The sequence below is a fragment of the Pseudomonas sp. Emmai genome (genome assembly GCF_055179735.1).
Map to the genome: position 1 here is coordinate 1878830 of NZ_CM143685.1, position 24351 is coordinate 1903180.

Consider the following 24351-nt stretch of genomic DNA (forward strand, 5'->3'; position numbering starts at 1 on the left):
CTGTATACTTGCCGCCTATTTGAGGAGCGCTCCATGGTCGAAGATGTTGAACTGAATCGCCTCTACTGGCACAGCCGCCGCGGCATGCTTGAGCTTGACGTGTTGCTGGTGCCGTTCGTGAAAGAGGTCTACCCGCACCTCAATGATGTCGACCGCGATTGCTACCGTAAGCTGCTTGAGTGCGAAGATCAGGACATGTTCGGCTGGTTCATGGAACGCGCCGAATCGGAAGATCCGGAGCTTCAGCGCATGGTTCGCATGATCCTGGACCGTGTCCAGCCCAAGTAATGGGTTCGAATGCCGCTGGCATGCCTCACGGCAGTTGCTGGCGGTTTACGTTGTGGCCCAGCTGTTCGCGTTGGGTTCTTTGTTTCTTCTTTCTATACCTGCCTGGGCTAGCGTGCTCGGCATCTTGCTGTGCGCGGTTCATGGCTTTTGGGCGTTGCCGCGACAGATTTTACTGACGCATCCGCAGGCGTTTCGCGGGTTGCGTCGTGATGCGGACGGCTGGCAATTGTGGAATCAGGCGGGAGGTTGGCAACCGGTGCAACTGCGGCCGGACAGCCTGGCGCTACCGTTGGTCGTGGTGCTGCGGTTTCGTCTGCGGGGCGAGCGGCGGGTCAGGACGATCTGCGTGCCCCGGGATGCGCAAGCGGCGGATTTGCACCGACGCCTGCGGGTTCGGCTGAAATTCAGTCGGCGTAGGTGGGCGGCACCAGAATAGTGTCCAGGGCCACGGGCAGCAGGTTTGGGTAGTCGAGGGTGTAATGCAGGCCGCGGCTTTCCTTGCGTTCCATGGCTGAGCGGATCATCAATTCGGCCACCTGGGCCAGGTTACGCAACTCGATCAAATCCCGGCTGACTTTATAGTTGCTGTAGAACTCGTCGATTTCGTCCAGCAACAACCGCACCCGATGCTGGGCCCGTTGCAGACGCTTGTTGGTGCGCACGATGCCGACGTAGTCCCACATGAAGCGCCGCAGCTCATCCCAGTTGTGCGCGATGATCACGTCTTCGTCGGAGTCAGTAACCTGGCTGGCATCCCAGACGGGCAGGGCGATGGGGATCGACACCTGCGGCAACTGTTCAAGAATGTCCGCCGCCGCCGAACGCGCATAGACGAAACATTCCAGCAGCGAGTTGCTGGCCATGCGGTTGGCGCCGTGCAGGCCGGTGAAACTGGTTTCGCCAATGGCGTACAGGCCCGGCACATCGGTGCGGCCCTGCTGATCGACCATCACGCCACCGCAGGTGTAGTGCGCCGCCGGCACCACCGGGATCGGCTGTTTGGTAATGTCGATGGAAAACTCGAGGCAGCGCTCATAAACAGTCGGGAAGTGGGTCTTGATGAAGGCTTCGGGCTTGTGGCTGATGTCCAGGTAGACGCAGTCGACGCCCAGGCGCTTCATTTCATGGTCGATGGCCCGGGCGACGATGTCCCGGGGCGCCAGTTCGGCCCGGGGGTCGAAGCGCTGCATGAAACGTTCGCCGTTCGGCAGCTTCAGGTGCGCACCTTCGCCGCGCAAGGCTTCGGTGATCAGGAAGCTTTTGGCCTGGGGGTGATACAGGCAGGTGGGGTGAAACTGGTTGAATTCCAGGTTCGCCACCCGGCAGCCCGAACGCCAGGCCATGGCGATGCCATCACCGCAGGCGCCGTCGGGGTTGCTGGTATAGAGGTAGACCTTGGCGGCGCCGCCGGACGCGAGGATCACGAAGCGCGCGCCATAGGTGTCGACTTCGCCGCTGGCGCGGTTGAGCACGTAGGCGCCGAGGCAGCGGTCGCCTTCCAGGCCGAGGCGCTTTTCGGTGATCAGGTCGACCGCGACCCGCTGTTCCAGCAATTCGATGTTCGGGCGTTTTTTCGCCTGATCGAGCAGCGTCCTGAAGATCGCCGCACCGGTGGCGTCGGCGGCGTGGATGATGCGCCGATGACTGTGGCCGCCTTCGCGGGTCAAGTGAAACTCGAAACCGCCGTCTTCGGTGCCGGATTGTTCATCGCGAGTAAAGGGCACGCCTTGGTCGATCAGCCACTGGATGGCTTCCTTGCTGTGCTCGACGGTAAAGCGCACGGCATCTTCATGGCACAGGCCACCGCCGGCATTGAGCGTGTCATCGACGTGGGATTCAACGGTGTCGGTGTCATCCAGGACGGCGGCGACCCCGCCCTGGGCCCAGAATGTCGAGCCGTTGGCGAGGTCGCCTTTGCTCAAGACGGCGATGCGCAGGTGACCGGGCAAGGTCAGCGCAAGGCTCAGACCGGCAGCGCCGCTGCCAATCACCAGAACATCGTGTTGAAACTGTTGGCTCATTTCAGGATTCCGCTCAAAGCGACCCGGGTCGGGGTTGGCGCAAGACACCTGGATCGGCGAGTCAGGCAGCCATACAGCCCACTAGTATATAGAGGGGGGGAGCGGCACAATAGCCGGGCCACCATGGCATTGTGAAACTACAGTGACAGAAAAGACTGGACGCTTCGTCGGATGTTTTTTTCGCCGGTTCGGCGACAAGACGACTGTATCGAGGATTTAACACTCTTTTTCACTTCACGGTTGCACAATGTTGGTTGCACCCGGCTATAAATATTTGGAACTTTTGCCAAGGGCCCAAGATCAATAGCGGGTTGCCTGAATCAAGGGACAGTGTCGGCTTCAGTGCGGGACCTGCGGTTTGGTCCTCGCCGGCGAACCGATGACAAGATTATTCGCGCAGCCGGGTTGTCCCGAGCTGCGCTTTTCGTGCGTGCCAAATCAGAGAGCCCGCAGGAAACTTGCTTGGAGGGGGAGAACTTTTGCGAAAAGCCCGAGTCTATGTTTGCAAGTCTGGTCGTTTAGTTATGCAAGCCTCCTTCGAGCTTATCGAGGAGTGTTCATGCTAACCCAGGAAGAGGATCAGCAGCTGGTTGAGCGCGTCCAACGCGGCGACAAGCGAGCTTTCGATCTGCTAGTGCTGAAATACCAGCACAAAATTCTCGGGTTGATCGTGCGTTTCGTGCACGACACCCATGAAGCCCAGGATGTGGCACAGGAAGCCTTTATCAAGGCTTACCGTGCACTTGGTAATTTCCGCGGAGACAGCGCGTTTTATACGTGGCTTTACCGCATCGCCATCAACACGGCGAAAAACTATCTGGTTTCACGCGGCCGTCGGCCGCCGGATAGTGATGTCAGTTCCGAAGATGCAGAGTTCTACGACGGCGATCATGGCCTCAAGGATCTCGAGTCGCCAGAACGCGCATTGCTGCGGGATGAGATCGAAGGCACTGTCCATCGAACCATCCAGCAACTTCCAGAAGATTTGCGTACGGCCTTAACTTTACGTGAATTCGATGGTCTGAGTTACGAGGACATTGCGGCAGTCATGCAATGTCCGGTGGGTACCGTGCGTTCCCGGATTTTCCGGGCTCGGGAAGCCATCGATAAAGCCCTGCAGCCGTTGTTGCAGGAAAACTGAGACAGCGGCGACAGCCAAGAGAGGAACGCCATGAGTCGTGAAGCCCTGCAGGAATCGCTGTCCGCAGTGATGGATAACGAAGCGGACGAGCTGGAATTGCGTCGGGTACTGAATGCCTTTGACGATGTTGAAACCCGCGAAACCTGGGCTCGTTACCAGATCGCTCGGGCAGTCATGCACAAGGATCTGCTGCTTCCACGTCTGGACATCGCTGCGGCAGTCTCTGCTGCGTTGGAAGACGAAGCCGTCCCGGCCAAGGCAACTCGCGGTCCATGGCGTAGCCTGGGTCGTCTGGCCGTCGCTGCTTCGGTCACCGTTGCTGTATTGGCGGGTGTTCGTCTGTACAACCAGGACGAAATTGCTGGCGTCGAATTGGCGCAGCAATCCACTCAGTCCACCCTTGTTGCTCCACAAATCAAGGGTCCGGCTGTATTGGCAGGCTATAGTGAGAGTTCGGAAGCCACTGGCCCTATGGCCAACGGCGTATTGCAAGGTCAGCCGGGCTGGCACGATCAGCGTCTGCCAAGCTACTTGCGCCAGCATGCTCAACAGGCTGCACTGAAAGGCACTGAAAGCGCTCTGCCTTACGCTCGTGCAGCAAGCCTGGAAAGCCGTTAAGGAGGATCATGCGCGCCATCCCTCTACTTTCGCTTCTGCTTAGTGGCTGGTTCGTTGTTCCAGCCCACGCCGATGACGCCCAGGACTGGTTGACACGTCTGGGCCAGGCCGAGCAAACGCAAAGCTTTCACGGTACTTTTGTTTACGAGCGTAACGGTAGTTTTTCTACCCATAACATCTGGCATCGCGTCCAGGATGGCAAGGTCCGCGAGCGTTTACTCCAGCTCGACGGCTCGGCACAGGAAGTCGTGCGCATTGATGGGCATACTCAATGCGTCAGCGGTACCCTGATCGCAGGGCTGGGGGACTCTCCCAACTCTGCCGCTCGTGCACTCGATCCACAAAAGCTCAAGAATTGGTACGACCTTGCCGTCATCGGCAAGTCGCGTGTGGCTGGGCGTGCGGCGGTGATTGTTTCACTGACGCCGCGCGATCAGCATCGTTACGGTTTCGAGTTACACCTGGATAAAGAAACCGGCTTGCCCCTCAAGTCATTGCTATTGAATGACAAAGGGCAATTGCTGGAGCGTTTCCAGTTCACTCAACTGGATACCACCGACGCGCCGTCGGACAGCGATTTGCAGGCAGGCTCTGACTGCAAGGCGCTTGTCCTCGACACTGACAAGGCGACGGCGATCAAAACCGCCGAGGTCTGGCATTCGGATTGGTTGCCGCCGGGTTTCGAACTCAGCAGCAGCTCCTCGCGCAAAGATCCCGAGACAAAAACACAAGTCAGCAGTCTGATGTACGACGATGGCCTGGCCCGCTTCTCGGTGTTCCTTGAACCGTTGAATGGCGGCACCGTCACCGACACCCGTACTCAGCTGGGCCCAACCGTCGCGGTTTCCCGACGCTTGACCACGCCTCAGGGCGAGATGATGGTGACCGTTGTTGGTGAGATCCCGATCGGTACCGCCGAACGGATTGCGCTTTCCATGCGCTCCAACGCTACAACAGCCAAACAGTGAGCTGAACCAAAATGCTCATGGATCGACGATTTGATAGTGCGAGAGGTCAGCGATGCCCATCCCACCATTGAGATGTCGAAATGTTTAGTGAGCATTTCAATTTGCAAATCCCCCCGAATTTTCCTATAGGTCAGAGCCTCTCGGCTCTGGCCTTGTTTGTTGTTCCCGGAACAAAAATACCGGCGTATCGTTCCCGGTGTTCCTTGCTCCATATCGCTTAACCATGCTCGTCGTAACGGGAGCCGTATGTCGATACCACGCTTGAAGTCTTACCTTTCCATTTTCGCTACCGTGCTCGTGCTCGGTCAGGCGGTTTCTGCCCAAGCGGCGGAATTGCCTGACTTCACGCAACTGGTCGAACAGGCCTCGCCTGCGGTGGTGAACATCAGTACCACGCAAAAACTGCCTGATCGTAAAGTGTCAGGCCAGATGCCCGATCTCGAAGGCCTGCCGCCAGCGCTGCGCGAGTTCTTCGAGCGTGGCATGCCGCAACAGCGTTCGCCGCGTGGCGATCGTCAACGCGAAGCCACGTCCCTGGGTTCGGGTTTCATCATCTCGCCTGACGGCTACATCCTGACCAATAACCACGTGATTGCCGATGCCGACGAAATTCTCGTCCGCCTGGCTGATCGCAGTGAGTTGAAAGCCAAGCTGATCGGCACCGACCCGCGTTCCGACGTGGCACTGCTGAAAATCGAAGGCAAGGACCTGCCGGTGCTCAAGCTCGGCAAATCCCAGGACCTGAAGGCCGGTCAATGGGTTGTCGCCATCGGTTCGCCGTTCGGCTTTGACCATACCGTGACCCAAGGCATCGTCAGTGCCATCGGTCGCAGCCTGCCGAACGAAAACTATGTGCCGTTCATCCAGACCGACGTGCCGATCAACCCGGGCAACTCCGGTGGCCCGCTGTTTAACCTGAACGGTGAAGTGGTCGGGATCAACTCGCAGATCTACACCCGTTCCGGCGGCTTCATGGGCGTGTCGTTCGCCATCCCGATCGACGTTGCGATGGACGTGTCCAATCAGCTGAAAAGCGGCGGCAAAGTCAGCCGCGGCTGGCTGGGTGTGGTGATCCAGGAAGTGAACAAGGATCTGGCTGAATCGTTCGGCCTGGAGAAACCGGCCGGTGCACTGGTCGCTCAGATCCAGGATGACGGCCCGGCTGCCAAGGGTGGCCTGCAAGTGGGCGACGTGATCCTGAGCATGAACGGTCAACCAATCATCATGTCTGCCGACCTGCCGCATCTGGTCGGCGCGCTGAAGGCGGGTGCCAAGGCCAATCTTGAAGTTGTCCGCGAGGGCAAGCGCAAGAATGTCGAACTGGTCGTCGGCACGATCCCGGAGGAAGGTAAAGAGTCGGATGGCCTGCCGAAATCCGGTGTCGAGAGCAGCAGCAACCGCTTGGGTGTTTCTGTCATCGAGCTGACCGATGAGCAGAAGAAAACCTACGACCTCAAGGGCGGTGTGGTGATCAAGGACGTCGAGGATGGTCCTGCTTCGCTGATTGGCTTGCAGCCTGGCGACGTCATTACGCACCTGAATAACCAGGCGATCGGCTCCACCAAGGAGTTCACCGAAATCGCCAAGGCGCTGCCGAAGAACCGTTCGGTGTCGATGCGGGTTCTGCGTCAAGGTCGTGCCAGCTTCATCACCTTCAAACTGGCTGAATAAACCGGTTGTCGGCTGAATAAAAAACCGCCTCGAAAGAGGCGGTTTTTTTATGCCTGCTTTTTGTTGAAGAGGCTGGTTTAACCCATCATGTCCTTGATCATCCGCTCCTGCTCCATCAGCTCCCGTTGCCGGGCGTCGATGCGCGATGACAGCGGGAAGTTGCCGCTCGCCTTGCGCTTGGCGAAGTCCAGTTGCTGAATGGCCTGGCGGTAATCGCCGACCAGCGCGAAGTATTCGGCGCGCGCCTGATGCAAGCCGATGATATTGCCCGACAGGCCGCGAGTCTCCGCCACCATGTACCAGACATCCGGATCGTCCGGCCGAGACTTGAGCAGGTTTTCCAGGGCTTTTTCCGCATCGGCGGTGCGGTTCTGTTTGAGCAGCAGGTCGACTCGCACCTGATTCAGCGGGTAGTTGCCCGGGAACTGGGTGAGTAACCGGTCAACCCGGGACTGTGCATCCGGCAAGCGATTGTTGGTGATGTCCAGATCGACCTGGGCCAGGTTGTAGATGATCTCGTTCGGCGCCGTGGCCAGCAGTTGCTTGAGATTCTCCCGGGCTTCATTCAACTGGCCGCCCTTGATCTGGGCGATGGCCAGGCCGTAGCGAGCAACATCGTTTTTCGGGTTTTCATCGAGCTGCGCGCGAAAGCGTTTGGCGCCCAGACCGGGGGTTTCTTCGTAGACCAACTGCACCCGCGCGCGGATGAGTTGATAACGCATGCTGTCTTCGATGCCGCCCGCCTTGGCCTGTTCGGCACGGTTGCGGGTGTCGGCAATCCGCGATTCGGTCACCGGGTGAGTCAACAGGAACTCCGGTGGCTTGGCGTCGAAGCGATACTGGCGCATCAAGCGCTCGAACATGTTCGGCATCGAGCGCGGATCGTAACCAGCCTTTTCCAGATTGAGGATGCCAATCCGGTCGGCTTCCTGCTCGTTCTGGCGTGAGAAACGGCGTTGCTCCTGAATCGCGGCCGCCTGGGTGCCGGCAATGGTCGCGATCCCGGCATCACCGGCGCCAGCGGCGGCAATCACGATCCCGGCCAGCAGGGCGGCCATCATCGGCACTTGCATGCGTTGCGAAGCTTCAACGCCACGGGCGAAGTGGCGTTGCGACAAGTGAGCCAATTCGTGAGCCAGTACCGACGCGTATTCGCCTTCGGTCTGGGCATTGAGGAACAAACCGCCGTTGACCCCGATGATCCCGCCCGGCGCGGCAAAGGCGTTGAGCTGCGGGCTGTTGATCAGAATGAATTCCAGGCGCCGGTCAGTGACCTGGCTGGTCTCCACCAGCTTATAGACGCTGGATTCGACGTAATCCTTGAGCTGCGGGTCATTGAGCTGCGAGACCTGGCTGCGCAACATCGCCAGCCACGCGCGGCCCAACTGGTATTCCTGCTGCGGCGAGACAATGGCAGAACTGGCATCACCGAGTGACGGCAGGTCGTCGGCGAAGCCTGGTGAGGCGAGCAGGCAAGCGAGCGTCAGCAGGGTAGGGCGCAAAAAAGTCATGCACAAAGCCTTAGTCGACAAAGACCTTACTGTAGCCGGACACCGGGCTTCGGACCAGATATTCTAAGCCGCTCAACCACCTGACCCGGAGTGATGCAATGATTGACGCGGTAGCCCATGACGTTGAACTGGACGCCAGTGGCCTGAATTGTCCGTTGCCATTGCTCAAGGCCAAGCTGGAGCTCAATCGGATGGCCAGCGGCGCGGTTCTCAAGGTGATCGCCACGGATGCGGGTTCCCAGCGCGACTTCCGCACCTTTGCCCGGTTGGCCGGTCATACGCTGCTGCGTGAAGAAGACGAAGCGGGCATTTACCGCTATTGGTTGAAAAAAGCCTGAAACCGGCTGCGTTTGTGACTAAGGATTATTGATGTTCAAAGTGTTACGCGACTGGATTCAGCGCTACTTCTCCGATGAAGAAGCCGTGGTGCTGGCGGTGCTGCTGATCCTGGGCTTTACCGCCGTGCTCACCTTGGGCGGCATGCTCGCGCCGGTGCTGGCCGGGATGGTGCTGGCGTATCTGATGCAAGGACTGGTCGTCACCCTTGAGCGTCTGCGTGTGCCCGGTGGCGCGGCCGTAGGGCTGGTGTTCGCGTTGTTCATGGGGCTGTTGCTGGTGTTTATCGTGGTCGTGGTGCCGTTGCTCTGGCATCAGCTGATCACGCTGTTCAACGAATTGCCCGGCATGCTCGCCAAGTGGCAGTCGCTGCTGTTGCTGCTACCTGAGCGTTACCCGCACCTGGTGTCCGACGAGCAGGTGCTGCAAGCCATCGAAGTGGCCCGGGGCGAGATTGGCAAGTTTGGCCAGTGGGCGCTGACGTTCTCGTTGTCGAGCCTGCCGCTGCTGGTCAACATCATGATCTACCTGGTGCTGGTGCCGATTCTGGTGTTCTTCTTCCTGAAGGATCGGGAAATGATCGGGCAGTGGGTTCGCGGCTACCTGCCGCGTGAGCGGGCGCTGATTACTCGCGTTGCCCGTGAGATGAACCGGCAGATCGCCAATTACATTCGCGGCAAGGTCATTGAGATCTTCATCTGCGGTGGCGTGACCTACGTCGGTTTCGTCGTTCTGGGGCTCAACTATGCGGCGCTGTTGGCGTTGCTGGTGGGCGTTTCGGTGGTGGTGCCGTATGTCGGCGCCGTAGTGGTTACCGTGCCGGTCATGCTGATTGCGTTGTTCCAGTGGGGCTGGAGCGATCAGTTCATCTACCTGATGGCGGTCTACGGGATCATTCAGACCCTGGACGGCAACGTGCTGGTGCCGCTGCTGTTCTCGGAGGCGGTCAACCTGCATCCGGTGGCGATCATCTGCGCGGTGTTGTTGTTTGGCGGGTTGTGGGGCTTCTGGGGGGTGTTCTTTGCGATTCCCCTGGCGACGCTGTTCAAGGCTGTGCTCGATGCGTGGCCGCGCAAGGAGCCGGTGGTGGCGCCGTTGCTTTAGATTTCAATCTTGAGGACCTCTTCGCGGGCAAGCCTCGCGCCTGCAGACTTGCGTCGTTCCCGATCTGGCGAACGGCGCAAACTTTGTAGGAGCGAGGCTTGCCCGCGAAGGCGCCGGAACAGGCGTCAATAAAATCAGGCCTTGTTCAGTGCCTGAGCCGCCGCCAAAACCGCATCCACATGCCCCGGCACCTTCACGCCGCGCCATTCCTGACGCAGCACACCGTTCTTGTCGATCAGGAACGTGCTGCGATCAACGCCCATGTATTCCTTGCCGTAGAGCTTTTTCAGCTTGATCACATCGAACAGCTGGCAGAGCGCTTCTTCCTTGTCGCTGATCAGCTCGAAGGTGAACGCCTGCTTGGCCTTGAAGTTCTCGTGGGATTTCAGGCTGTCGCGGGACACGCCGAAAACTTCAGTGTTGGCGGCTTTAAAGGCCTCCAGATGGTCGCGAAAACCCTGGCCCTGGGTCGTGCAGCCCGGGGTGCTGTCCTTCGGATAGAAGTAAATCACCACCTGCTTGCCTTTGAGGCTCGCGAGGCTGACGGTCTGCCCGCTGGTGGCGGGTGCTTCGAAGTCGGTAACCGGTTGGTCGATAGCAACGGCCATTAAAGCTTCCTTACATTGGGTTTTGTGGGCGCCACGGTTCGATCAGGGCGTCCAGGTTCAGCGCGTCGGCGAAATCCAGGAACTGATCGCGCAGCCAGCTGATTTGCACGCCGGCCGGCAGCGTCACGGTAAACGTGGCGTTGAGCATGGTGCCGCCGGTTTGCGGTGCCTGATACGTGTCGCAGGTCAGGTTTTCCAGCTCGACGTTGTGGTCCATGAAGAACTGGCACAACTCGTTGATGATGTCCGAGCGGTAGGCCGAGCTGACATAGGCGACGTAAGGCAGGGCCTGTGGACGGTTCTCCAGGGCCGCGCTACGCACCACGTTGACCGTGAAGGCGTGCTTCTTGGCGAGGATCGGCAGGCTGCCTTCCAGGCGGGCCAGGGCATCCCAGCTGCCGGAGATCTCGAGGATCAGGGCACTGCACTCGCCATGACGGGTCAGGCGAGAAGTGACCACGGCGCAGCGGTTTTCATGGCTGGCGCGGCACAGGACGTTAGTCAGCTCCATGGGGTTGGCGCCGAGGGCACTGATGACAAGGAATTGTTCGCGAACTGTGGGGGTGGACATGCAGCATTCCTAAAGCGATGAGCGGTCGATACTTCTACGGGCTTTTTTTACCGGGGGCGACCCTGCGCAGACGAATTCAGAAAACCCGAGCCGAAGGTTGCAACGTGCTCCACAGTGGCGGGAGCGAGGGGTGGCAACGCTGGATCGGGGCTTGTGATGCCGAAAATGGAGGCTGGAACCCGGCGTACGAGCTTATCAGTACCGATCAAAGTCTGAAGGGTAGCGAAAAGCAGCGCCAAGGGGAATGGCAGCAGCGCAGTACTTCGCTTGTACAAGCATCTTGGCGCCAGTACCATTACGGCTCTCTTTTTCCGGCAGGAGCGGTTGCATGATTGCGGGCAGTATGGTGGCACTGGTCACACCCATGGATGCACAAGGTCGTCTCGACTGGGACAGCCTGAGCAAACTGGTGGACTTTCACCTGCAAAACGGCACCCACGCGATCGTGGCGGTCGGCACTACAGGTGAATCGGCCACGCTAGACGTGAACGAGCACATCGAAGTGATTCGTTACGTGGTCAAGCAGGTTGCAGGGCGCATCCCGGTCATCGCCGGTACGGGTGCGAACTCGACGCGCGAAGCCATCGAGCTGACCACCAACGCCAAGAGCGCCGGCGCGGACGCCTGCCTGCTGGTCACGCCGTATTACAACAAGCCGACCCAGGAAGGCTTGTACCAGCACTTCAAGGCCATCGCCGAAGCCGTCGATATCCCGCAGATCCTCTATAACGTGCCTGGCCGCACTGCGTGCGACATGCAGGCCGAGACCGTGATCCGCCTGTCGACCGTGAAAAACATCATCGGTATCAAGGAAGCCACCGGCGACCTGGCCCGTGCCAAGGCGATCATCGACGGTGTCAGCAAAGACTTCCTGGTGATCTCCGGTGACGACGCCACGGCGGTCGAGCTGATCCTGCTGGGCGGCAAAGGCAACATCTCGGTGACCGCCAACGTCGCCCCGCGTGACATGGCCGACCTGTGCAACGCCGCGCTCAAGGGCGACGCCGTGACTGCGCGGGCCATCCACGAAAAGCTGATGCCGCTCAACAAGACCCTGTTTATCGAATCCAACCCTATCCCCGTGAAATGGGCACTGCATGAAATGGGCTTGATGCCGGACGGTATCCGTCTGCCGCTCACCTGGCTCAGTGCTGCCTGTCACGAACCGCTGCGGCAGGCCATGCGCCAGTCCGGCGTCCTGGTTTAATTGAGGAAGTACAACGCATGAAGCGAATGGCCGGACTTTCCGCACTTGCCTTGATTATCTCCAGCACCAGTGGCTGTGGATGGATCTGGGGCCCGGAAGGTTACTTCCGTGACCGTGGTAGCGATTACCTGGAAGCGCAACAGACTGCACCGATGCAACTTCCACCGGATGTCCAGACCGCCAAACGTCTGGATCCGCTGTTGCCGATCCCGCGTAACGTGGCCGATGACACCGCCAAGGGCGAATACATCGTGCCGCGTCCGCAGCCGCTGTCGGCAGTGGCTGACGCCAGCGACTACACCCTGCAGAAAAGCGGTGACTCGAGCTGGGTCATGGGTCAACACCCACCGGCCGAAGCCTGGCCTGTGGCCGTGCAATTCTTCCAGGACAACGGTTTCCGTCTGGATGAACAACGTCCGCAAACCGGCGAATTCACCACCACCTGGCAGCATTCCGACGAACTGTCCGCCGCGATGGCCAAGCGCCTGAGCGCGGCCGGCGTCAGCGCCGACAGCGAAACCCGCGTGCGGGTCCGCATCGAGCCAGGCGTGCAGCGCAACACCAGTGAAATCTACGTGGTCAGCGCCCAGCGCCCGGCCGGCAGCACCGCCGACGTCGACTTCACCAACCGCTCGGTCAACACCGGCCTCGACGCTGCACTGGTCGACGACATGCTCGCGAGCATGAGCCGCACGGCCGAGAAGGGCGGTTCGGTTTCGATGCTGGCTTCCCAGGACTCCGATAAGCCAAGTCGCGTCAGCCTGAGCGAAGATGGCAGCGGCAACCCGATCCTGAACGTCGGTCCGGACCTGGACCGTGCCTGGTCGAGCGTCGGTCGCGCGCTGGAACAGGGCGAGTGGCGCGTTGAAGACATCAACCGCAGCCTGGGCCTGTACTACATCAACCTGTCCGAAAAAGCCGAGAAGAAAGACGAGAAGCCTGGCTTCTTCAGCAGCCTGTTCGGCAGTGCGCCGACCAAGGAAGAAGTTGAAGCCCGTGCCGAGCGTTATCAGGTTCGCCTGAGCAAGGTTGGCGAGAACGTCCAGGTCACCGTCGAGAAAAACATCAATACCGTGGCGCCGGCAGAAGTGGCGCGCAAAGTGTTGAGCGTGATTCAGGACAACCTGGGCTGATATCACATGCGTTTTGCCGTTCTCGGCAGCGGTAGCCAAGGGAACGGCACGCTGATAGCCAGCGCTGACACGTATGTGCTGGTGGATTGTGGTTTCTCCCTGCGGGAAACCGAAAAACGCCTGCTGCGCCTGGGTGTAAACCCGGCGCAGTTGAGCGCGATACTCGTGACCCACGAACATGCCGACCACGTGCATGGCGTGGGTTTGCTGTCTCGGCGCTACAATCTGCCTGTCTACCTCAGTCGCGGCACCCTGCGCGGGATGCGCAAACCGATCGAACCCGCAGGCTTCCTGGCCGGCGGCGAGCAATTGCAAATCGGCGCCCTGAACATCGAAGTCATTGCTGTGGCCCACGATGCACAAGAGCCGACGCAATACGTGTTCAATGACGGTGAGCGGCGCTTCGGCCTGCTGACCGACCTGGGCTCGTATTGCAACAAGGTGCTGGACGGCTATCGGGACCTCGATGCGTTGATGATCGAGTCCAATCATTGCCGTGACATGCTGGCTCGCGGTCACTACCCCTACTTCCTGAAGCAGCGGGTGGGCGGTGAACTGGGACATTTGAACAACCACCAGGCGGCATTCCTGGTGTCCGAGTTGGGCTGGCAAGGCCTGCAACACCTGGTCCTGGCCCATCTGAGCAGCAAGAACAACCTGCCGCAGCTGGCCCGGCAATGTTTTGTCGACACCCTCGGGTGCGACCCGGACTGGCTGCAACTGGCCGATCAAGATTCAGGGCTCGACTGGCGACACATCGCCTAGCCCACCTACTTAGCAAGCGGAGCCCATCATGGAAAAACGTGAAGAACTCTACCGCGGCAAAGCCAAATCGGTTTTCAAGACCGATGACGCTGACCGCTTGATCCTGCTGTTTCGCAACGACACCTCGGCGTTCGACGGCAAGCGCATCGAGCAGCTCGACCGCAAAGGCATGGTGAACAACAAGTTCAACGCCTTCATCATGCAGAAACTCGAAGCAGCCGGCGTGCCGACTCAATTCGACAAACTGCTGGGCGACAACGAATGCCTGGTTAAAAAACTCGACATGATCCCGGTCGAATGCGTCGTGCGTAACTACGCCGCCGGCAGCCTGGTCAAGCGTCTGGGCGTCGAAGAGGGCATGAAGCTCAACCCTTACACCTTCGAACTGTTCCTGAAGGACGACGCCAAGGGCGACCCGTTCATCAACGAATCCCACGTCGTGGCGTTCGGTTGGGGCACCGCCGAGCAACTGGTTCGCATGAAAGAACTGTCGCTCAAGGTCAACGAAGTCCTGAGCAAGCTGTTCGACGACGCCGGCCTGCTGCTGGTCGACTTCAAACTCGAATTCGGCGTGTTCTCCGACGGCTCCATCGTCCTGGGCGACGAATTCAGCCCGGACGGCTGCCGCCTGTGGGACAAGGCCACCGGCAAGAAAATGGACAAAGACCGCTTCCGCCAGGGCCTCGGTGACGTCATCGAAGCCTACGAAGAAGTCGCCAATCGTCTGGGCGTACCGCTTTAATCGACGCAAGCATCTGATAGCACGGAAAAAAATTGCTTAAGGGGGTTCGCTTCCGGCAAAAGTGTTGTTATGATGCGCGCCGTTGGAGAGATGCCAGAGTGGCCGAATGGGACGGATTCGAAATCCGTTGTACCTTCACCGGTACCTAGGGTTCGAATCCCTATCTCTCCGCCATTATTGAAAAACGAAAACCCCTGATAACTTCAACGTTGTCGGGGGTTTTTCGTTTAGGGCAAAAACAAAATGACTAATTCTGGTACGGTCTTCGTTAATTGGCGATCTGGATATCAGTCATGAACCTGGAAAAACCGCTGACACTCTTGCAGGAGCAACTTCCTGATCTGTTGGCTGTGTACGTATTCGGCAGTCAGATGACCGGTGATGCTGGCGCTGAGAGTGATCTGGATGTAGCGGTGCTTTCTGCAGGGGCGGTCGAGCCGCTGGTACTTTGGCGGTTGTCTGGAGAGCTTGCTGATATCGTAGGTGTTCCTGTCGATTTGCTCGATCTGCGTGCTGCATCAACAGTGATGCAATACCAGATACTGACTACAGGGCGTCGACTTTGGTCCAAAGACAGCCAGGCAGGTCTTTTCGAAAGCTTTATCTTGAGCGAAAAGACTGCATTGGATGCTGCAAGAGCGGAGTTGCTGGCAGATATCCAGAAGGAAGGGAAAGTGTATGGTCGATGATGTTCTCATCAATAAGGCTGCGAGCATTGAGCGTTGTGTAGCGCGAGCTCGTCAGGAATATGAGAAGGATCCCGTCAGTTTTGCCACTGATTTCACTCGTCAGGACGCCGCGATACTGAATATTCAGCGTGCCTGCGAAGCCGCGTTGGATATGGGGCAGCATCTAATTCGTCGTGAGCGTCTAGGGGTGCCACAGAGTGCGCGTGACGTGTTTGAGCTGCTATCCACGGGTGGATGGGTAAGCGCTTCGCTGCTCAGCAGTCTTAAGAATATGGTGGGGTTCCGCAATATTGCCGTACACGAGTATCAAATCCTCCAATTGCCGATTACTGTCGCGATAATCACCAATCATCTCGATGACTTTCTGCAATTCAGCTCCCATATTTTGATCAGGGATGCGAGTTTGGGAAGTCAACAGGGCTGACAACTCCCTCTTTCCGAGCGGATATATACGCTGCAACGTCTCCAACGATAAGCTGCGCAAAGTTCTACCCCCTGATCTCTCCGCCATTATTGAACAAGACGAAGCCCCCGTAATCATTGCTGATGACGGGGGCTTTTTCGTTTCTGGGGTTTTGTTTAGGGCAATTTAAAGTCCATACGAACAAGGGCGCTAAAAAGGCGCCCTTGTGGCGCAAGGACGTGCAAGGCTAGCCCGCTTTCGGCCACCCCCAGTGCCCGGAATCCGGCTCTACCAGCCGTTCAAAATGCCCACCAATCCCCTCAATCAACCCTGCATCCTTGACCGGATCCAGCCCCGGATACGGTTTGCCGTTGTAACTCCCCGTATACGTCAACATTGCCTCGACACTCCCGCTCTCTTCATAAAGCGTGCGCATCAACTGACTTTCCTGATCCTTGGCGTCCGTCGAACGCAGCGCGTAATGCAGGGCTAGCGCTGTGCCGAACTCGAGGCCGGTAGAATCGATCCCGTGTTTGCGGGCCAGGTCGATGCTGCGCAAGATGCGTTCGTTGCGTTGCAGTTTACGCAGCGGGTCACGGCCGACTCGGGCACACGGGTCTTTGAAGGAGGTGTTGCAGCGTTCGAGGAAGGTTTTGGCGAAACCGGCGACGGCTTCGCTCATTTGCGGGTTTTCCGCTACCAGGGCCGGACCGACTTCCTGGCGGATCAGGCGTTCAGCCAATGCACTGACACGCGGGTCGCCCATGCCCTGGCCCAGCCACGAATAGCCCAACAGGCTGGCGTACCAGGCAATGATCGCGTGGGGACCGTTCCACAAGAGGTTCTTGATGACCTGGGTCTGGGTGATGTCTTCCACGGTTTTCACCTGGCGCAGTCGCTCTAGCAAGTTGCTGCCGCGCTCGACGTAGAGAGGCATGTCCGGTTCGCTGTTGAACAGGATCAGGTGCATCTGGCTCAGGGCGTTGCTCGACTGGGCGAAGGGCCGGAAACGGCCGATCAGCCGTTCATATTCGGGCGCCTTTGTGGTCGTCAGTGCCTGGGGGGCGCTCGGTTCGTCGCTCAGGCTGTTCTGGAAGATCTTCGATTTGATCCGCAGTTGTCTGAGCAAGGCCTCGTTGGAAATCTTCGAGACGATGCGGCTGACGACGGTTTCGGCAAAGTGGGTCTTGTCCAGGATCTGCTGGCAAGTTTCAGGCGAAACCAGCAGCAACAGTTGCGCTTCGACATGGCGGCGGACGAAGGCGGCGCCACCGACCTTGTTCAGCACGATCAGGATGGTCAGTTCGCGTCTACGGCGTTCGTAACGGCGGATCAAACCCTTGGCGATGACATCGGCCTGTTTGCGGATGGCGGGCTCGGGCAGGCTCAGGCCGACGATTTCCGCGACGTCGTACATATCGATCACCGCTTCGGCGTCGTCCATGTCGATCATCCGCAGGTTTTCGATGGTCTGGTCGAAGGACGTGGCGCCGTAGCGCACGCTGAAGCGGCCGAAGGCGTCGACCGTTTCACGCAGCATGCGCGAACGGGTGGCGCCGATGATTTCACAGGGCCGGGTGTAACCGTCCCAGTGGGAGAAAATCTGTGTCAGGTAACCGCCGCCCATGGCGCCGAAGCCGTGGATGCCGACGCGAAACTGATTGAGGGCCTGGGGGAAGGTCTCGGTCAGTTCGGGGGTGCCGAGGTCGGGCATGCATTCGGTCAGGTCGCCGAGAAATTCCTGCATGTTGCTATAGGCCTTGAGCGCACCGGCCTTGACCTCAGGCGCGGGAGGCTTGATGTCTTCGATCAGGATCGGCTGCCCCTCGGCACGGATCGCCGAGAGCAGGCCGTTTTCCGAATCTTCGACCATGAAGCAGTGGCCCGGCTCGCAATTGAGCGCGCTGGCTGCCCGCAGGAAGATCTCGGGATGGGGCTTGCCCTGGGTGACTTCGTCGCCACACACGGTGATGTCGAAATACTTGAGCACGTTGGCATTGATCAAATACTCCTCGGCAATCGCCCGACGGCTTGAGGTCGCGACCGCCATGGTCAGGCCGTACTTGCGCAAGCGCTCCAGCACTTCCAGCAACCCGGCCTTGATCGGCACGCCTTCATTGCGCACATACGCTAACTCAAGTTCATCGGCGCGCTGGCGAATCTCGGCGTAGGGAAAGTCTTCCCCGTTGTGCGCTTTCGCCAGGGCCTCGGCCTTCTTGGCGCTCAGGCCCAGCGAGCCGATCAGGGTTTCCTCGCTCAACGACTTGCCGAAAATCTCGCTGGACGCCTGCTTGAGGGTTTTGAAGCGCAGGCGTTCGGTGTCAAACATGGTGCCATCCATGTCGAAGATGGCGCTGAATATTCTTTTTCCCTGGAAAAAAATCATTGATTGATACTCCTTGTACCGTGGGGTGGCGCGACGCAAAGCCGCCTGAAAAGGGGCACTGCATCTGCGAAATGAGATGGCCTGGAGCCGACGGGCACGGTTCGAGGCGCGAAGGCCGACCGGGCGATGTCTCGCTCAGGAAGGGATGGGTTCAGATGGAAAAGCCAGACGAGCACGAACTCCGCGAAAAAACGGAAGAAGGGCGCACCGGTTCAGTGGCTGATGATCAGGAACAGACAGGCGGAGGGACGGAGCAATGGCGCCGATGGGCGCACCAGTCCGACAATCGAAGTCGCAGGCGGTGTACAGCGAGGAGTGCAAAGAGGCGAGGAACAAGCCCTGTGGCTGCTTCAGCGAAGCGTTTGACGTGAGGCCCACAGTGCGCAATCAGGGATGCGGAAAGTGGGCCGACAAGGCGATCGATACGTGTGATTCCGAGCATAAGACGCTGTGATTTCCTGCGGCGTGGCTTAGGGTCTTTTTAGGTATACAGCATGGGAAGCGTCTATATCAAGGTTGGGGCGCGGTGGAGCTCGAGCGGGAATGAGGTGGTATGGCCCCATGCGCAAGCACATCACTCGCCCATGAAAAAATCTCCTGACGCCATGTTGAGAGGTTTTTTTGAGGGCTGGGATGTGCCCGTGCTCGTTCACGGGCGGATGAAGGTGCGGCCTCTTTTTACTAATAGAAATCGTAGTAAATGGCCCATGTTCCGTTGTTCCTGTTCTTCCAGAACATCAGGCTCCCGCTGTCCACGACATTCAAATTGATTTTCGAGTCGGACGAAATCTGGAACACGAATTCAAAATCATCGCCGGGGTCCATGCCTGACTGACAGAACGAGGGATAGCCGCCGATTTTGTGTTCGTAGGTGTGAGTGATCACGTCGTAATAGGATTCGATTTGCCCAGATCGCTCAAGTTCGAGTATTTCAAGCTCGAGATCTCTGGGGACACCGCCGCCGTCCCAGAGTGGAAAGTCCTCTTCAACCAATTCGGCCTTCAGCGCAAAGGGCTTGAGGAAGGTATTGGCTACCGGCAGTTCTTTGCGTACCAGCTCATCATCAAAGGTGTATTCCCGGATGACCCAGTTGTTGCCCATGGGTTCAAAGGGCTCGGGAAACGGGTAAGAGACAAAGACTGTCAGTACGCGAATCCCCTTGAGGGCCAGGCTGGCAAACGGCAGGCAGGGTAGAAAAAACTGAGCATAGGGATGCAGTTCCTCGCCTGCATCGTTTTTGGGGATCGCTTCATCCGGGCGGAAAAGGAATACGTTGCCCAGCCAGCTTTCCTCATCCTTGAGCGTAGGCCGGAACCCGCCAGCGACGAACTTGATGGCGGGTACCGCGAGGCGGCGCCTGATTTCTTGTATCTCCATTACAACCAAACTCCTGATCAGGGTGGTGCAGTCAACTATGTCTTGTCTGCAGTGTCGAGTTCGGGATCCAGGAGCTGCCCATCAAGCATGAGCAGCCGGCTCAATCCTTTAGATTTCCTTGACTGGAGTCTCCCCCTGCACCCCCTTGATCAACTCGATCACATGCAAACAGTCCGCCTTGTTCACATATGACTCCCCACTGGCAACCGTCTCATGATTCCCCGCCCGTAGCCGCCAGCGCCACTGTCCTTTTCCTGTGCTCGGGGTGCCTTTCGATTGCCTGTAAATCTCAAAATACATTCAGCTCGCTCCATGCGATGGGTCAATTGCGACAACCTGTGTGCCGCATGTCAGCAAGCCTAGCGGAGCTGGTTTTTTTGGCCATCGGGCATTTGTTTCCAATGATTTGAGGGCTTTTCCTACAGCTGGCCGGGCTCTGAAAGAATGGCCAAAACCGCCGCAGTTTCGCCCTTGCATCACCCTGCATGCTCCTGCTTAATACGACTCGGCTCATGGCGCTGGAAAACACCCCGGCGACCGAAGATTGTTGAAAAATCACTATAAAAAAGAGCAATCCATTGACTCATCAGCACGGAACGCAACTCGCCGGGCATGTGGCGCTTTCGCTCGTCATCCCGGTGTTCAATGAAGCGGCGACCATTGATCTGTTCATCGCGCGGATTTCTGACGTCTTCAAGGATGAGGCGCTGGTCAGTCTGGAAATGGTGTTCGTCAATGACGGCAGCACCGATGCGACTTTGGACATTCTTCTGGAACGCCAAGCGTCTGACCCGCGCGTGCGGATCGTCGATCTGAGCCGTAATTTCGGTAAGGAAGCGGCGTTGACCGCAGGCTTGCAAACAGCCACCGGCCAGGTGGTGGTGCCAATCGACGTCGATTTACAGGACCCGCCGGAAGTGATCCTGCAGATGATTGCCCTGTGGCGCCAAGGCTATGAAGTGGTGCTGGGCCATCGTGTGAGTCGCAAGACCGACTCCTGGGCCAAGAAAACCTCGGCCAACTGGTTCTATCGCCTGCACAACAAAATCGCGGATCAACCGCTGCCCAAGGATGTCGGCGATTTCCGGCTGATGGACCGCTGTGTGGTCGATGCCTTGCAGACCCTGCCCGAGTCCCGGCGCTTCATGAAAGGCTTGTTTGCCTGGGTCGGGTTTCGCACCACGCATGTCGATTATGAGCGCCCGGAACGGGTCGCCGGTGAAACCAAGTTCAACGGTTGGCGCCTGTGGAATTTCGCGCTGGAAGGCATCACCAGTTTCAGTACCGACCCGCTCAAGGTCTGGACCTATCTGGGGGCGTTCGTGTCCGTGGTGTCTTTCTCATTTGCCATTTTCATCATTTTGCGCACGTTGATTTCTGGCATCGATTTGCCAGGTTATGCCTCGCTGATGGTGGCCGTGACCTTTCTCGGTGGCCTGCAACTGATCGGCATCGGGGTGCTCGGCGAGTACCTGGGCCGCACCTATATCGAATCAAAACGCCGGCCGGTTTATCTGGTGCGCCGTGTCTATAACGCCAAGGACTGAACCATGGATCTCAAGGAAACCGACATCCTCGGTTCAAGCATTGATCAGCACTGGTATTACGCGTCCAAAGCGGCGGCGACCAAGCGTTTGCTGGGCGATACGCCCATCAGGAAAATCCTCGACGTTGGCGCCGGTTCCGGGTTTTTCACTCACCACCTGCTGACCCACACCGCCGCGAATGAAGCCTGGTGCGTGGATATCAGCTACGACGCCGATTCCGACGCCAGCACCTCCGGGAAACCGGTGCATTACCGTCGCGGCATCGAGGCGGTGGACGCCGATCTGGTGCTGCTGATGGACGTGCTGGAGCATGTCGATGACGACGTCGAGCTGCTCAAGGCTTACGTCGATAAAGTCCCGTCCGGCAGCCGTTTCCTGATGACGGTGCCGGCGTTCCAGTTTCTCTGGAGCGGGCACGATGATTTTCTGGAACACAAACGCCGTTACACCCTGGCGCAGTTTGAAACCGTGGCCCGGGACGCCGGTTTGACGGTGAAGCAGGGCGCTTACTACTTCGGCGCGGTGTTTCCGATTGCGGCCACCCTGCGGCTGTTGCCCAAGGGCACACAACCGTCGCCGCCGCGTTCGCAACTCAAGCAGCATCATCCGGTGGTGAATTCAATTCTGAAGACCCTGTGCAGCATCGAGCTGCCGTTCATGGGGGCCAATCGCCTGGCCGGCCTCACGGTGTTTGTGCTGGCGCAGAAGCCGTGACCTCAGCCGAAAAGTCAGCGTTGATCAAAAGAGCGTTGAGGTTTGCCGTGACCGGGTTGTTTGTCACGGCGCTTCACGCGGTCGTGGCTGTGCTGTTCATCAATTTCGTGATGCCGGTTCCGCCCCTGGCCAATGGCGTGGCATTTGCCGTGGCGACGGTGGTGTCTTACCTGATCAACACGACCTGGAGTTTTTCCGCCCGGTTGCATGGCCGCACGCTGCTGCGTTTCATGATGGTCTCGGCGGCGGGGTTCTTGCTGGCGATGTTCGTGGCCTGGGCGGCGCAAATCGCCGGGCTCAATTATTTGCTGGGGATTGGCGCGGTGGCGCTGACAATCCCGGCGTTTACCTTCGTATTGCATAATTTCTGGACGTATCGATGAAGGATTCGGGAAAGCGCTGGGCTGTCACGCTGCTGCCATTGCTGATGGGGGTATTGGCTTTTTTCATCGTGATTGGACCGCGGGCGCTCAATCCGCAGAACATTGCCTGGCTGGGCGCTGGTGATCCGGCCACTCATTATCTGGGCTGGGTGTTTTTCAGGCATTCGCCATGGACATTCCCGTTGGGGCTCAACCCTTCATATGGGCTCGAGTTGAGCAACGCGGTGATCTTCTCCGATTCCAACCCGCTGTTTGCGCTGATCTTCAAGCCGTTTTCAGCCCTGCTGCCAGAGCCATTTCAGTATTTCGGATTGTGGTTCCTGACGTGTTTCGTCCTGCAGAGCTGGTTCGCCTGGAAGCTGATGGGGCTGGCCAGCCGCAATGTGGCGGTGCGGCTGCTCGGCGCAGGGCTGTTTTTATTCATCCCTGCGATGATTATCCGGATGGGCGTGCATTTGTCCCTGGCAGGGCATTTTCTGGTGGTGGCGGCGCTCTATCTGGCGCTGCGGCCCTTTACGCACAAACGCTGCCTGGCATGGGGAGTGCTCTTGGCTGCGACAGCACTGGTGCACGCTTATTTGTTGGCGATGGTTGCATTGATCTGGATTGCGGACCTCGCAGCCAAAGCCCTCCAGCGCCGCCTGACCCCGGCCAAGGCATTGATCGAGCTCGTCGGTCTGTTCTTGCTGGTCAGCCTGTGTTGCTGGCAGGCGGGCTATTTCAGTCTCGGCGACAGTGGCCTGGCGTTAATGGGGTACGGCTTGTTCCGGGCCAATGTCCTGACCTTTTTCGACCCGGGTACCTGGTCCTACACCTTGCGGGACATACCGGGTGTACTGGGCGACGGCGAGGGTTTCGCGTTCCCGGGCCTGGGGGTGATCTTCCTGTTGGTCTGCGCGCTGGTGGTGCTGTTGCAAGGTTCCAGTGACCTCTGCGCAAAGGTGCGTCGATATCCGTTGCTGCTGCTTGCGCTGGCAGGCCTGACGATATTCGCGGTATCCAACAACATCGGAATCGGGGCGTTCGAGTTCCAGATTCCCTTGCCTGATGCCCTGATGGCTGTCGCTACCATTTTTCGCGGTTCGGGACGGATGATCTGGCCGGTCATGTACATGGCCATTTTTGTCATCCTTTATCTGGTGGTGCGGGGCCATGCGTCACGCACGGCAGTGTTGCTGTTGAGCATCGCTCTGGTGATTCAGGTAGTGGATACCCGTGCCGGGTGGGCGGTCTCACGTGGATTTTTCATGACCGCACCGACGCCCACATGGAAGACGCCGCTGACCGATCCGTTCTGGGAGCAAGCCGCACAGCATTATCAGTCTGTGCGATGGCTTCGCCCGCAGAATTACTCGGAACAGTGGATGACGCTGGCCGACTATGCAGGGACTCATCATCTGCCGACCAATGCCGTCTACCTGGGGCGGGTCAGTACGGTGGCCACCGAATCTGCGCAGGCTCAGTCGCAGCGGATGGTGGATTCGGGGATTTACGCAGCAGATACGCTGTACGTGCTGGATAACCGTACCTTGCTTCAGGCTGCTCTGACTTTGAACCGTGAGACCGATGTGCTCGCCAGAATTGACGGCTTGAATGTATTGGCGCCGGGCTGGAAGCGTTGTGCCGATTGTCCGCCCGTCCCGGCTCCCGATCCCTTGAAGCTGATTCCGGAGCTCAAGGAAGGCGAGAGGGTGGTGTTCAGTGTTGCGAGCCCGGCGGTGGCTTACCTGAGCAAGGGCTGGTCGCTTAACGAACCGTGGGGTACCTGGTCCGAGGGGGCTGAGTCGCAAATCGTTCTGCGGCCGACATCACGGGTGCATTCATTGTTACTGGAAACCACCGCGTTGCTCGCGCCGACGCATACCGAGCAGTCTCTGGAAATTTTCGTCAACGATGTGCGGGTACTCTCCACTCGGCTGGTCAAGCCCGAAGCTAACCGGATTGCCATCGAATTGCCTGTAGACGTGCAACAGCTGGTTGAGCGTCAAGGCGTGCTGCGTATTCAATTCAAATACGCCAATGCCATCAGTCCGGGTGAGCTTGGCATGAGTAAGGACTCGCGCAAACTGGCGATCGGCTTACAGGCACTTACAGTGAATTGAAGCTCAGGCGCGGTCAGCCCTGTCATTGACAGACGTACAGGCACGTAGACGTCATCCTTCGGTCTT

The 24351-nt window shown here is 58.6% G+C and carries 25 protein-coding genes and 1 tRNA gene; 19 read left to right on the top strand and 7 right to left on the bottom strand.

Annotation, left to right across the window (positions count from 1 at the left end):
* Positions 1–33: 33 nt before the first annotated feature.
* Together ACY4LX_RS08425 and ACY4LX_RS08430 are read left to right on the top strand one after the other, a co-directional pair.
* On the top strand, positions 34–288 hold the full coding sequence (locus ACY4LX_RS08425; RefSeq protein WP_007944081.1) for an FAD assembly factor SdhE: 255 nt from the start codon (positions 34–36) through the stop codon (positions 286–288).
* A complete protein-coding gene (locus ACY4LX_RS08430) occupies positions 272–724 on the top strand; it encodes a protein YgfX (protein WP_463259663.1) in 453 nt (150 codons plus the stop codon). The genes ACY4LX_RS08425 and ACY4LX_RS08430 overlap by 17 nt, the downstream gene beginning before the upstream one ends.
* On the opposite strand, the gene nadB is transcribed toward ACY4LX_RS08430, so the two are convergent.
* On the bottom strand, positions 693–2309 hold the full coding sequence (gene nadB, locus ACY4LX_RS08435) for an L-aspartate oxidase (RefSeq protein WP_149657186.1): 1617 nt from the start codon (positions 2307–2309) through the stop codon (positions 693–695). The genes ACY4LX_RS08430 and nadB overlap by 32 nt on opposite strands.
* A 559-nt stretch (positions 2310–2868) precedes the next feature.
* Between nadB and rpoE the strand changes: the two genes are divergently transcribed.
* The 4 genes from rpoE (at position 2869) to ACY4LX_RS08455 (ending at position 6707) form a co-directional block, all read left to right on the top strand.
* Positions 2869–3450, top strand: a complete 582-nt coding sequence (gene rpoE, locus ACY4LX_RS08440; protein WP_007944079.1) for an RNA polymerase sigma factor RpoE — start codon at positions 2869–2871, stop codon at positions 3448–3450.
* 30 nt (positions 3451–3480) lie between these two features.
* Positions 3481–4068 (top strand): sigma-E factor negative regulatory protein, encoded by a 588-nt coding sequence (locus tag ACY4LX_RS08445; protein ID WP_463259664.1) that lies wholly within the window; start codon positions 3481–3483, stop codon positions 4066–4068.
* Between the two features lie 8 nt (positions 4069–4076).
* Positions 4077–5036, top strand: a complete 960-nt coding sequence (locus ACY4LX_RS08450) for a MucB/RseB C-terminal domain-containing protein (RefSeq protein ID WP_463259665.1) — start codon at positions 4077–4079, stop codon at positions 5034–5036.
* Between the two features lie 246 nt (positions 5037–5282).
* The gene (locus ACY4LX_RS08455; RefSeq protein WP_149657182.1) at positions 5283–6707 is read left to right on the top strand and encodes a DegQ family serine endoprotease; all 1425 of its coding nucleotides are present in this window, start codon (positions 5283–5285) and stop codon (positions 6705–6707) included.
* A 77-nt stretch (positions 6708–6784) separates the two neighbouring features.
* On the opposite strand, the gene ACY4LX_RS08460 is transcribed toward ACY4LX_RS08455, so the two are convergent.
* Entirely contained in the window at positions 6785–8218 is a 1434-nt protein-coding gene (locus tag ACY4LX_RS08460; protein ID WP_149657181.1) for a M48 family metalloprotease, read from the bottom strand.
* Positions 8219–8316: 98 nt separating this feature from the next.
* On the opposite strand from ACY4LX_RS08460, the gene ACY4LX_RS08465 reads away from it, so the two are divergent.
* A complete protein-coding gene (locus tag ACY4LX_RS08465) occupies positions 8317–8556 on the top strand; it encodes a sulfurtransferase TusA family protein (protein ID WP_133837453.1) in 240 nt (79 codons plus the stop codon).
* A gap of 31 nt (positions 8557–8587) precedes the next feature.
* Complete coding sequence (locus tag ACY4LX_RS08470; RefSeq protein ID WP_463259666.1) at positions 8588–9658, top strand: AI-2E family transporter; 1071 nt, start codon at positions 8588–8590, stop codon at positions 9656–9658.
* A 134-nt stretch (positions 9659–9792) separates the two neighbouring features.
* On the opposite strand, the gene ACY4LX_RS08475 is transcribed toward ACY4LX_RS08470, so the two are convergent.
* The gene (locus ACY4LX_RS08475) at positions 9793–10266 is read right to left on the bottom strand and encodes a peroxiredoxin (protein ID WP_463259667.1); all 474 of its coding nucleotides are present in this window, start codon (positions 10264–10266) and stop codon (positions 9793–9795) included.
* 10 nt (positions 10267–10276) lie between these two features.
* Entirely contained in the window at positions 10277–10837 is a 561-nt protein-coding gene (locus ACY4LX_RS08480; protein ID WP_054046705.1) for a glycine cleavage system transcriptional repressor, read from the bottom strand.
* Between the two features lie 328 nt (positions 10838–11165).
* Here ACY4LX_RS08480 and dapA point away from each other — a divergent pair, with 328 nt between their 5' ends.
* From dapA to hepT, 7 genes are all read left to right on the top strand, one after another.
* Positions 11166–12044, top strand: a complete 879-nt coding sequence (gene dapA, locus ACY4LX_RS08485; protein ID WP_463259668.1) for a 4-hydroxy-tetrahydrodipicolinate synthase — start codon at positions 11166–11168, stop codon at positions 12042–12044.
* Between the two features lie 17 nt (positions 12045–12061).
* A complete protein-coding gene (gene bamC, locus ACY4LX_RS08490; RefSeq protein ID WP_149657177.1) occupies positions 12062–13177 on the top strand; it encodes an outer membrane protein assembly factor BamC in 1116 nt (371 codons plus the stop codon).
* Between the two features lie 6 nt (positions 13178–13183).
* Positions 13184–13942: an MBL fold metallo-hydrolase gene (locus tag ACY4LX_RS08495; protein ID WP_123406244.1), complete on the top strand. Its 759-nt coding sequence runs from the start codon at positions 13184–13186 to the stop codon at positions 13940–13942.
* A gap of 28 nt (positions 13943–13970) precedes the next feature.
* Complete coding sequence (purC, locus tag ACY4LX_RS08500; RefSeq protein ID WP_008034929.1) at positions 13971–14684, top strand: phosphoribosylaminoimidazolesuccinocarboxamide synthase; 714 nt, start codon at positions 13971–13973, stop codon at positions 14682–14684.
* An 84-nt stretch (positions 14685–14768) separates the two neighbouring features.
* Positions 14769–14858, top strand: a tRNA-Ser gene (locus tag ACY4LX_RS08505).
* Positions 14859–14977: 119 nt separating this feature from the next.
* Complete coding sequence (gene mntA, locus ACY4LX_RS08510; RefSeq protein WP_463259669.1) at positions 14978–15373, top strand: type VII toxin-antitoxin system MntA family adenylyltransferase antitoxin; 396 nt, start codon at positions 14978–14980, stop codon at positions 15371–15373.
* Positions 15363–15797 (top strand): type VII toxin-antitoxin system HepT family RNase toxin, encoded by a 435-nt coding sequence (gene hepT / locus ACY4LX_RS08515; protein ID WP_149657174.1) that lies wholly within the window; start codon positions 15363–15365, stop codon positions 15795–15797. The genes mntA and hepT overlap by 11 nt, the downstream gene beginning before the upstream one ends.
* A 226-nt stretch (positions 15798–16023) precedes the next feature.
* Here hepT and mtlD read toward each other — a convergent pair whose 3' ends face one another.
* The 3 genes from mtlD to ACY4LX_RS08530 form a co-directional block, all read right to left on the bottom strand.
* Positions 16024–18162, bottom strand: a complete 2139-nt coding sequence (mtlD, locus tag ACY4LX_RS08520) for a bifunctional mannitol-1-phosphate dehydrogenase/phosphatase (protein ID WP_463259670.1) — start codon at positions 18160–18162, stop codon at positions 16024–16026.
* 681 nt (positions 18163–18843) lie between these two features.
* Complete coding sequence (locus ACY4LX_RS08525; protein WP_463259671.1) at positions 18844–19539, bottom strand: DUF1963 domain-containing protein; 696 nt, start codon at positions 19537–19539, stop codon at positions 18844–18846.
* A gap of 108 nt (positions 19540–19647) precedes the next feature.
* Positions 19648–19839, bottom strand: coding sequence for a YegP family protein (locus ACY4LX_RS08530; protein ID WP_007958030.1), 192 nt, complete (start codon positions 19837–19839; stop codon positions 19648–19650).
* Positions 19840–20117: 278 nt separating this feature from the next.
* Between ACY4LX_RS08530 and ACY4LX_RS08535 the strand changes: the two genes are divergently transcribed.
* The 4 genes from ACY4LX_RS08535 to ACY4LX_RS08550 are packed head-to-tail and all read left to right on the top strand — an operon-like array spanning position 20118 to position 24285.
* Entirely contained in the window at positions 20118–21086 is a 969-nt protein-coding gene (locus tag ACY4LX_RS08535) for a glycosyltransferase family 2 protein (protein WP_463259672.1), read from the top strand.
* A 3-nt stretch (positions 21087–21089) separates the two neighbouring features.
* On the top strand, positions 21090–21800 hold the full coding sequence (locus ACY4LX_RS08540; protein ID WP_463259673.1) for a class I SAM-dependent methyltransferase: 711 nt from the start codon (positions 21090–21092) through the stop codon (positions 21798–21800).
* Entirely contained in the window at positions 21797–22183 is a 387-nt protein-coding gene (locus tag ACY4LX_RS08545; protein ID WP_463259674.1) for a GtrA family protein, read from the top strand. The genes ACY4LX_RS08540 and ACY4LX_RS08545 overlap by 4 nt, the downstream gene beginning before the upstream one ends.
* Positions 22180–24285, top strand: a complete 2106-nt coding sequence (locus ACY4LX_RS08550; RefSeq protein ID WP_463259675.1) for a DUF6311 domain-containing protein — start codon at positions 22180–22182, stop codon at positions 24283–24285. The genes ACY4LX_RS08545 and ACY4LX_RS08550 overlap by 4 nt, the downstream gene beginning before the upstream one ends.
* Positions 24286–24351: the final 66 nt, after the last annotated feature.